General features: G+C 68.7%; 9 protein-coding genes. All 9 read right to left on the bottom strand.

Features of this window, described 5'->3' with window-relative positions; all coding sequences use genetic code 11:
• Positions 1–117 precede the first annotated feature (117 nt).
• A complete protein-coding gene (locus E4O92_RS09585; RefSeq protein WP_135189538.1) occupies positions 118–1,908 on the bottom strand; it encodes a thiamine pyrophosphate-requiring protein in 1,791 nt (596 codons plus the stop codon).
• 24 nt (positions 1,909–1,932) lie between these two features.
• Positions 1,933–3,144 (bottom strand): M24 family metallopeptidase, encoded by a 1,212-nt coding sequence (locus tag E4O92_RS09580; RefSeq protein WP_167759747.1) that lies wholly within the window; start codon positions 3,142–3,144, stop codon positions 1,933–1,935.
• 58 nt (positions 3,145–3,202) lie between these two features.
• Positions 3,203–4,204, bottom strand: a complete 1,002-nt coding sequence (locus E4O92_RS09575; RefSeq protein WP_135189536.1) for an SDR family oxidoreductase — start codon at positions 4,202–4,204, stop codon at positions 3,203–3,205.
• 223 nt (positions 4,205–4,427) lie between these two features.
• Positions 4,428–5,666: a family 1 glycosylhydrolase gene (locus E4O92_RS09570; protein ID WP_206076842.1), complete on the bottom strand. Its 1,239-nt coding sequence runs from the start codon at positions 5,664–5,666 to the stop codon at positions 4,428–4,430.
• Positions 5,666–6,058: a cytochrome C oxidase subunit IV family protein gene (locus E4O92_RS09565; protein WP_135189535.1), complete on the bottom strand. Its 393-nt coding sequence runs from the start codon at positions 6,056–6,058 to the stop codon at positions 5,666–5,668. The genes E4O92_RS09570 and E4O92_RS09565 overlap by 1 nt, the downstream gene beginning before the upstream one ends.
• A 1-nt stretch (position 6,059) precedes the next feature.
• Positions 6,060–6,728 carry a cytochrome c oxidase subunit 3 gene (locus E4O92_RS09560; RefSeq protein WP_206076841.1) on the bottom strand — a complete coding sequence of 223 codons (669 nt, stop codon included), beginning with the start codon at positions 6,726–6,728 and terminating at the stop codon, positions 6,060–6,062.
• Entirely contained in the window at positions 6,725–8,347 is a 1,623-nt protein-coding gene (ctaD, locus tag E4O92_RS09555) for a cytochrome c oxidase subunit I (protein WP_135189534.1), read from the bottom strand. Before ctaD ends, E4O92_RS09560 begins: the two co-directional genes overlap by 4 nt.
• On the bottom strand, positions 8,344–9,261 hold the full coding sequence (gene coxB, locus E4O92_RS09550) for a cytochrome c oxidase subunit II (RefSeq protein ID WP_135189533.1): 918 nt from the start codon (positions 9,259–9,261) through the stop codon (positions 8,344–8,346). The genes ctaD and coxB overlap by 4 nt, the downstream gene beginning before the upstream one ends.
• Positions 9,258–9,946, bottom strand: a 689-nt coding sequence (locus E4O92_RS24790) for an SCO family protein (protein WP_167759746.1), incomplete at its 5' end; no start/stop codon positions are given. The genes coxB and E4O92_RS24790, both read right to left, overlap by 4 nt.

Raw genomic sequence — 9,946 nt, 5'->3', positions numbered from 1 at the left:
GCGCGGCGGTCAGCGCCAACACGGCGGCACCAAGGCAGGCGGCGCCAAGCAGGCGTGCGGCCGGCGCGCTGCCCGCATGCACCGGCGGCGGGCGTTCGCTCACGGTAAGAAAGGCCGTCATTCGCTCTTCCCTGGCAGGATGCCGGAGAGGACCTGGCGCACGGTCCCGACCAGCATGTTCTTCTCGTCCGGGTCGCCCTTGAAGGTGGTGGCCGCGAACTTGCGCGCCTGGTCGAACGTGATGTGCGAAGGCAGCGGCGGCACTTCGGGATCGGTCTTGAATTCGAGCACGCACGGGCGCTCGCTGGCCAGCGCCTGCTCCCACGCGAGCGCGACCTGGTCGGGGTCGTTGCAGAAGATGCCCTTCAGGCCGATCAGCGCGGCGAATTGGTGATACGGCACGTCGGGGATGCGCTGGGTCGCCTCGAACTTGGGGTCGCCCTGCATGATGCGCTGCTCCCAGGTGACCTGGTTCAGGTCTTCATTGTTGAAGACGCACACCACGCAGGTGGGGTTGGCCCAGCGCCGCCAGTATTTGGCGATGGTGATCAGTTCGGCCATGTTATTCATCTGCATGGCGCCGTCGCCGACCATGGCGATGACCGGGCGCTCGGGATGGGCGAACTTGGCCCCAATCGCGTACGGCACCGCAGCGCCCATCGAGGCCAGGCTGCCCGACAGCGAGCAGTCCATGCCGCGCCGGATGCGCAGGTCGCGCGCGTACCAGTTGGCGCACGAACCGGAGTCGCTGGTGATGATCGCCCGTTCCGGCAGGCGCGGCGACAGTTCCCATGCCACGCGCTGGGGGTTGATCGGGTTGGCCTTCATCATGGCCCGGTCCTCGTTTTTCTTCCACCAGTCGCGCACGTTGCTTTCGATGCGGTCGCGCCAGGCGCCGTGGGTCTTTTGCTGCAGCAGCGGCAGCAGCGCGCGCAGCGTGGCGCCGGCGTCGCCGTGCAGGTTGACTTCGCACGGGAAGCGGATGCTGAGCATGGCCGGGTCGACGTCGATCTGCACCCCGCGCGCCTTGCCCTGCTTCGGCAGGAATTCACTGTACGGAAAGCCGGTGCCGACCATGAGCAGGGTATCGCACTCCATCATCAAGTCGTAGCTTGCCTCGGTGCCCAGGTAGCCGATCGAGCCGGTCACCCATGGCAGGTCGTCCGGCAGCGCCGCCTTGCCAAGCAGCGCCTTGGCCACGCCCGCGCCGAGCTTCTGCGCCACTTCCATCACCTCGTCGGGGGCGTGCAGCGCGCCGGCGCCGATCAGCATGGCGACCTTGTCGCCGCTGTTGAGCACCTCGGCGGCGCGGCGCAGGTCGGCCTCGTGCGGTATCACGGTCGGGCGCACGTAGCCGATGCCGGAGGTGACTGTGCCGTGGTGGCGCTCCGGGTCGTGGTAATCCATGTCCTGCAGGTCGCCCGGCAGCACCAGCACCGACACGCCGTTGCGCGCGATCGCGATGCGCATGCAGGAATCGACCAGGTGCCGCACCTGGGCCGGCGCTTCCCCTTCCTGCACGTATTCGGCCACGTCGGCGAACACGCGGTCCAGGTTCAGCTCCTGCTGGTAGTGCGCGCCGCGCGCGGTGCGCGGGGCCTGGCCGGTGATGGCCAGCACCGGCATGTGGTCGAGCTTGGCGTCGTACAGGCCGGTCAGCAGGTGGGTCGCGCCCGGGCCGCCGGTGGACAGGCACACGCCCAGCTCGCCCGAGAACTTGGCGTAGGCGCAGGCCATGAAGGCGGCCATTTCCTCGTGGCGCACCTGGACGAAGGCGATGCGGTCTTCGCCGAAGCGGTTCAGCGCTCCCAGCACGCCGTTGATGCCGTCCCCGGGGTAGCCGAAGATGCGGCGCACGCCCCAGTGGTACAGGCGTTCTACAATGAAATCACCGACGTTCCTGGCCATCGTCGACCTCCCCTTGCGGTTCAATTAAATTGGTATGCACCAGTCTTCTGTCTTCAGGTGAAACGGCGACAGCAGCTCGCAGCCGTCGCCGGTCACCGCCACCATGTTGCAGTCGCGTACGCCGCCCCAGCCGTCGATGTAGACGCCGGGCTCGACGTTGAACACCATGCCTGCTTCCAGCACGTCATCGGAAGCCGGGTGCAGGCGCGGCGGCTCGCCGTGGTCGATGGCGGAAAAGCCCACGCCGTGTCCGAGTCCGTGCGGGAAGTACTTGCCGTAGCCGGCATTGGTCAGCACCACGCGCGCGGCGGCGTCAACGTCACGCCCGCGCACGCCGGGCCGGATCGCGGCACGGGCCGCTTCGCTGGCGTGTTGCACGGCGTGGAAGATCGCGGCCAGGCGCGGGTCGGGCTTGCCCAGCACGTAGGTGCGGGTCAGGTCGGTCCAGTAGCCGTCGGCGTAGGAATTGCAGTGCATCAGGATCGGCACGTGCCGGTGCACGGGCGCGGGCCGCGACTGCTGGAATGAGGCCCAGGCGCGCGCCGCGTGGGGGCCGGACATGCAGTAGAAATAGCTGTCGGCGCGGCACACGCCTTCGTGCGCGGTGGCGTGCGCCACGAACGCCTCGCGAAACGGCAGCACCGCTTCGGTTTCCGCGACCTTTTCGCGCAGCTGCTGCGCCCCTTCGCGAAAGGCGGCGGCGGCCAGCTCGCATGAGACGCCGATGCGCGCGCGCTCCCAGGCGGTCGGAACCATGCGCTGGTGCGCGAGCAGGTCGTCGGCTGGGGCCTGGGTGGCGTGCGGGAAGCTGGCGCCGAGCCAAGCGCGCAGGGTGTCGCCGTAAACCTGCAGCGAGGCGTAGCTTGCTGGCAGGGAGCCGGTCCCCGCCTCGACCCCGATAATGCCGCCGCGGCCCACCAGCGGCTCCAGCAGCTTGCCGAGCACGGCGAAGAGGCCTGCGGGCGCGGCGCCGATGCGCTCCAGCGTGCCGGCTTGGTAAGGACAGACCAGGTCGGCCCAGCCGGCGCGGGCCAGTTCGCCCACGTCCTCCGGCACGGCCAGCAGCACCCGCGGCTCCGGCGTGACGATCGCGACCACGGCCCCAAGGACGGGCCAGAAGCCGCTGGCCAGCAGCACGTTCAGGTTGCGGGTGCACACCAGGGCGGACATGCCGCGTTCACCCATGGCAGTCTGCAAGTGTTGCAAGCGTTCGTTGCGTCCGGCTCGTGCGTCCATCCAGTGGCCTGCTCCTTTCTTTTTTTTGACCGGCGCCACCGCGTTCCGTTCGCGTCGCCTAGTGTCGCTGACGCGCTGGCCATGCCCAGGCCAGCGCGCAGCAGCCGGCCAGCGCCAGCGCCAGCCCGACCGGCCGCCGATGCAGCGAGGCCCACAATTGCAGGCTGCGGGAACAGGCGCGGGCATCGAAGCTGCCCCGTGCGCGGTAGGGCGACGACACGGGGTGGAACAGGTTGTCCGGGCGGTCCGGGCCAATCGGCTGGGCGGTGAATTGCTGTTCGTAGGCATGGTGCGCCAGCAGCCGGTCGAGCAGGCCCGGGGCCAGCTTGTTGGCGACGATGGTCAACGCAGAGGGCATGCCGACGTACAGTTCGCGCCTAGCGTGGGTGGCGGCCCAGACGATGGCGCGCGCGGCGACCTCGGGCTGGTAGACCGTGCCCACCGGCTGCGGGTGGTGGCGAAAGCTGGTGCGGGCCCATTCGAACTGCGTGGTGTTCAAGCCCGGCAGCTGGACCATGGAAATGCGCACCGCGCTGTTGTCGTGGATCAGCTCACAGCGCACCGAATCGGTGAAGCCGCGGATCGCATGCTTGGCGCCGCAATAGGCCGACTGCAGGGGGATCGAACGGTAGGCCAGCGCCGAGCCGACCTGGACAATGGTGCCGGCATTGCGCGCACGCATGCGCTTGAGGGCGCTCATCGTGCCGTGCACGGTGCCCAGGTAAGTTACGGTGGTCACGCGCGCGAACTCTTCCGGGGAGATGGCCGAGAGGGGCGCGAAGATGGTCGCCATCGCATTGTTGACCCAGACGGCGATCGGCCCGGCTTCGCGCTCGATGCGCTCGGCGGCTTCTTCGACCTGAACGGGATCGGCAACGTCGAGCGCGATCGGCAAGGCGCGGGCGCCGCGCGCGACCACCTCGTCGGCCGTGTCGGCCAGGCGCTCGGCGTTGCGCGACAGCAGTGCCACGCAGCCGGCGCCCGCTTCGGCGAAGGCGCGCGCGGCGGCCCTGCCCACCCCGGCGCCGGCGCCGGTAACGACTACGACCTGTCCACGCATGTTGCCTCCTTTTCTTTTTAAGGTCGGTTCAAAAGGCTATGTCACCGCTAAGTGTGGAACCGAAGGCGTAGGGTGCGCACCTGTGCGCACGCGGTACGTGTGCGTACCGGAGCCAACGGCATTCAACGGTACCGCGTGCGCACTGGTCCTCGGCGGCCCCGCGCCCTACGATTAAGCCCACCTGCGTTGCGGCTCCTTGCCCTGCTCATTTTGAAACGACCTCTCAGAACCGGATGTCGGTGTTGGCCAGCGCCGAGCTCCACTCGCTCACGATGCGCTTAAATTCCTCGCCCGCTGGACGGATCTTGCGGTCCAGAGTGAACAGGCCGTTGCTGTTGACATGGCCGAGCTTCTCGCGCAGCCCGATGTCCCAGTCGATCTGGTCGGTCAGGCTGTACCAGGTGAAGCCGATGATCGGGTTGCCTTCCTGGCGCAGCCGCAGCACGTTGGCCCACTGCCGTTCGAGCCAGTGGCGCGCGCGCTGTTCCTGCATCTGGTTGGTCTCGGTGTGCATGATGGGCAGCCGGAACCGGCTGTAGTACTGGCGCGTCAGGCCGTAGTAGCCGAGCACGTTGCAGATATCGGAACTGCCGTCCGGATAGACGATCAGCTCGTTGTTTTCGTAGTAGTCGGTCCCCATGATGCAGGACGGCCAGATGTTGCGGTCCATGAAATAGTTGAACTTTTCGCGCGTCATCCCGTTCTGGCGCAGGTACTCGTACATGCGCGCCGACGGCGCGTGGCTGTAGTTCAGGTCGAGCGTGAGGAAGCGGCGCTCGTTCAGGTGCAGCGTGTGCTTGACGGCGTCCGGGTTGTACGGATGGAAGTAGCGGGTCGACTCGCTCTGCACGAACCACGGGTCGCATGCCTCGCGCAGCGCCTCGCTGGCGCGGATGTTGGCTTCGACCACGTTGGTCAGCGCGGTCACGAACGAGCGGTCGTCGGCGCGCTGCTCGTTCCAGAAGCCGATCAGGGCCGAGAATTCGGCGGTGACGAGCATCTCGTTGACCGGCGTGTACAGGCGCACCCAGGGAAAGCGCTGGGCAAACGCCTTCGCGTATTCGGCGAAGTAGCGCGGAAACTCGGTGTTCTGGAAGTTGCCCAGCCAGTCCGGCACCCCGAAATGGCACAGGTCGGCAATCGGCACGATGCCCAGGCGCTTGAGCTCGTTGAAGGTCTCGTCCGCAAACGACCAGTCGTAATGGCCGGGGCCCACATGGGTGCGGTAGTACGGCGGGCCGTAGCGCAGGCAGCGCAGGCCCAGGTCATGCACCAGCTTGAAATCCTCGCGCCAGTGCTGGTAGTGGCCGCAGCTTTCCATCTCGTCGACGCGCTGCTTGCGCCCGTCCGGCCCGGTGATGGTGGGCGAACTGTTCTCGATGCCCGTGCAAAAGATGAACGAGCGGGCCATGCTCGCCGGTCCGAGGGCGCGCGGGATATCGCTGGTGGTCTGGGCAGCCATTATCGGTTCTCGCGGCGGGTCTCACGACGGTCCATTTCAGACCGCGCCAGCGCGGGCGAGTTCGCGGCCGGGGCGCGCGAGGAGCGGGTCTGGCCGGGCGGCGGCGTGTCCCACGGGGTGCGGAACATGTGCCGGGTGGCGTAATCGGCGCCGGACAGGGCGAACAGCAGCGCCAGCGTGCCCAGGCCGGTGAGCGCGACCATGCGCGGCAGCGGGCCGGCGCGCGCCAGGCGCATGTACACCAGCGCCACCAGCAGCGCCTTGATGCAGGCGATCACCAGGTTGATGACGCCATTCCACACGCCCAGCGGCACGAAGGAGCTCGCCGCGGTCAAGGTCAGCAGCGCCAGCAGCGCCAGCCAGGTCAGCACCAGTGGGGCCGCGCGCTGCATCTTAGCCCCCCGCGCTGCTGCGCCCGACCAGGTACAGGATCGGGTACAGGAAGATCCAGATCAGGTCGACGAAGTGCCAGTACAGGCCCAGCAGCTCGAGGCGCACCGGCGGGCGCATCGGCGCGGCCGCGAGCCGCAGCCCGAGCGCGAACCCCAGGCTGATGAGCACCCCGATCGTCAGGTGCAGCGCGTGCAGCCCGGTCAGCGCGAAGTACAGGAAGTAGAACAGCTCGGCGCCGCCGGCGTAGCGGGGCGCGAACCGGAACCGCGGGCCGGGGAACCAGTGGTGCTGCCAGTCGTGCCCGTATTCGGTGCCCTTGATGACCAGGAACGCGATGCCGAGCAGCGCCGCCAGCACCAGCCAGCGCGCCGCCGTGCGCGCCGCGCTGGGCCCCGCGCGCTCGTGCGCGGCCAGCGCCAGCGCCATCGCCATGCTGCTGGTGAGCAGCACGCCGGTGTTGATGGTGCCGAGCCAGAAATCGGTGTGGCGGCTGGCTGCGGCAAAGGCGGCCGGGAAATGGGTGCGGGCGTAGACGTAGCCGAGAAACAGCGGGCCAAACAGCATCAGCTCGGTGGCCAGGAACACCCACATGCCGAACCGGGCGGCGGCGCGGCGCCGCCGTTCGTCGACCTTGACGTCGCCGGCGCGGGCCTGGCCCTGGGCCATCATGGCTTGCCTCCCGGCTCTGGCGCATAGGCGTAGGCCTCCTCGGTGACCACCGGCTGGCGCGCGAAGTTGTGCACCGGCGGCGGCGAGGTGGTCTGCCATTCGAGGCCGGTGGCGCGCCACGGGTTGGCCGGGGCGCGCCGGCCGTAATACAGCGACCAGGCGAAATAGCCGAGCGGCAGCAGGTAGCCGGCCGCCAGCAGCACCGCGCCGCTCGAGGACAGCAGGTGCAGCACCTGGAATTCGGGCGGGTAGGTGTGGTAGCGGCGCGGCATGCCGGCGTAGCCCAGCAGATACTGCGGGAAAAAGGTGAGGTTAAAGCCGAAGAAGATCATCACCGCCGCCGCCCTGCCCCACATTTCCGGATACATGCGCCCGCTGATCTTGGGCCACCAGAAGTGCAGCGCGCCGAGGTAGGCCATGACGCTGCCGCCGACCATGATGTAGTGGAAGTGCGCGATCACGAAGTAGGTGTCGGTCAGGTGCACGTCGAGCGCGAGCGAGGCGACGAACAGGCCGGTCAGGCCGCCGATCGTGAACAGGCCGACGAAGCCGAGCGCGTAGAGCATCGGCGCGCCAAAGCTGATCGAGCCCTTGTACAGGGTGGCGGTCCAGTTGAACACCTTGATCGCGGACGGGATCGCGACCAGGAACGACAGCAGCGAAAACACCATCCCGGCGTAGGCCGACTGGCCGCTGACGAACATGTGGTGGCCCCAGACCAGAAAGCCGATCGAGGCGATCGCCAGCAGGCAATAGGCCATGAAGCGGTAGCCGAAGATGCGCTTCCTGGCAAAGCACGGGAAGATCTCGCTGACCACGCCCATGGCCGGCAGCACCATGATGTACACCGCCGGGTGCGAATAGAACCAGAAGATGTGCTGGAACAGCACCGGGTCGCCACCCAGCGCCGGGTCGAAGATGCCGACCCGCAGCAAGCGCTCGGCCGCCACCAGCAGCAGGGTCATCGCCAAGACCGGGGTGGCCAGCACCAGCATGATGGCGGTGGCGTAGTTGGCCCAGATGAACAACGGCAGGCGGAACCAGGTCAGGCCGGGCGCGCGCAGGGTGTGCACGGTGACGATGAAATTCAGGCCGGTGAAGATCGAGGAGAAGCCGACGATCACCACGCCGGTGAGCACCAGCAGCACGTGGGTGCGCACGAACATGGTCGACAGCGGGGTGTAGAAGGTCCAGCCGGTGTCGACGCCGCCGGCGGCCAGCGCGGCCACGATCACCGCGCCGCCCAGCACGTACAGGTACCAGCTGGCCAGGTTCAGGCGCGGGAACGCCAGCTCGCGCGCGCCCACCATCAGCGGCACCAGGAAGTTGCCCAGCACGGCGGGGATGGACGGGATCAGGAACAGCCACACCATCACCACCCCGTGCGCGGTGAACAGCTTGTTGTAGGTGTCGTGGCTGACCAGGTCGGCCTCGGGGGTGGCCAGCTCCAGCCGAATCAGAGTGGCGGCCGCGCCGCCGACGAAAAAGAACAGGGTCACCGTGGCCAGGTACAAGAGCGCGATGCGCTTGTGGTCGGTGCTGGTGAACCAGGACCCGAGCGAGTAGCCGGCGGCCAGGTAGCCTTCCGGCGCCCGCCGTTCGTCCACGTGCGCCGTCATGGCTGCTGCTCCCGCAGGTAGGCGATGATCGCCATGATGTCCTCCTCGCTGATCTGGCCGGCAAACGACGGCATGATGGGCTTGAAGCCGGCCACGATGTCCTTGTCCGGCAGCAGGATCGAGTCGCGCACATAGTTTTCGTCGGCAATGAGGGTGCGCCCGTCCTGCAGGTGCACGGTGCGCCCCAAGAGGCCGTGCAGGTCGGGCGCATGCACGCTGGAGCCGGGCTCGTGGCAGCCGCTGCAGCCGTAGCGCCGGTACAGCTCGAAGCCGCGCGCGGCGATGCCGGGGGTGGCGGCGCCCTGCGCCAGCCACTCGGCGAACTGGGCCGGCGGCAGCACGATGATCTCGCCGCGCATGAGCGAATGCTCGGTGCCGCAGTATTCGGCGCAGAACAGGTGGAAGCGCCCGGCCTGGGTGGGGGTGAACGACAGCATCGTGTAGCGCCCGGGCAGCACGTCCTGCTTGATGCGGAAGGCCGGCACGAAGAAGCTGTGGATCACGTCCTGCGAGGTCATGACCAGCCGCACCGGCTTGCCCAGCGGCACATGCAGCTGTGCGATCTCGCGCCGGCCGTTCTGGTGCTCCAGCTTCCACATCCACTGCTTGGCCACCACGAACACCGGCATCGCCTCCGGCGCCACCCGGAACAGCTGGGCATAGTCGTAGGCGGCCCAGGCGTAGATGCACATGAACAGCGCCAGCGGCACCAGGGTCCAGGTGTACTCGAGCGCGCGGTGCTGGCGGTTGGCGCCGCTGCGGTCGGCGGGCGAGCCGGCGCGGTAGCGGATCGAGAACACCAGCACCAGCAGCGCCAGCGCCATCAGGCCGCACAGGACCAGCAGCGCCAGCAGCAGCAGGTCGAAGCGCCCGGCCGCGCTCGACGCCGCGGGCAGCATGAGTGCGCCGCTCATGCGCGCCGCCTTTCCCGGCGCCGCAGCCGCCACACCACGGCCGCCAGCAGCGTGGCCACCAGCAGCGCGAAGCCGCGCGCCAGGTTCCAGGCCAGCCCGGTGTAGCGGCCGGTGGCCGGGTCGAAGTGCGAACACAGCAGCGCGATGCGGTCGGCCACACTGCCGATCTGGCCGCGCGAGGCCTGGACCAGGGCCAGGCGCAGGTCGCGCTTGTCAAAACCGGCGCCGGGGAAGTAGTGGGTGATGACGCCGTCCGCGGACGCCACCAGGAACCCGGCCGGGTGCAGGTAGCGCTGGTGGGCCGCGTCGTAGGCGTAATGAAAGCCGGTGGCCGCGGCCAGCCGCTGCAGCGCGGGCCGCGCGCCGGTCAGCAGGTCGAGCTGGATGGCGCCGTCGCCCAGCAGGGGCGCGTACGCCTGCCTCTTGCGCGCCGCGCCGGCGGCGTCGTCCTGCGGGTCGATGCTCACCGCGACCACGCGCACGCCGCCCGCGGGCAGGCCGAGCATGGCCAGATTGTGCAGCACCCCGTCCATCACCGTGCTGCACAGGTCGGCACAGCGGTAGTAGCCCAGCACCAGCAGCACCGGCGCCGCGCCGAAATAGCGCCCGAGGCGCACGGCGCGTCCGGCGTCGTCGACGAAGCGCGCGTCCAGCGGCAGGCGCGCGCCGGGCCGCTGCTCCAGCG

This window comes from Massilia horti, assembly GCF_004614195.1.
GTDB lineage: Bacteria > Pseudomonadota > Gammaproteobacteria > Burkholderiales > Burkholderiaceae_D > Telluria > Telluria horti.
Note: the sequence above shows the minus strand (reverse complement) of the source record. Positions and strands in the feature narration are given on the sequence as shown.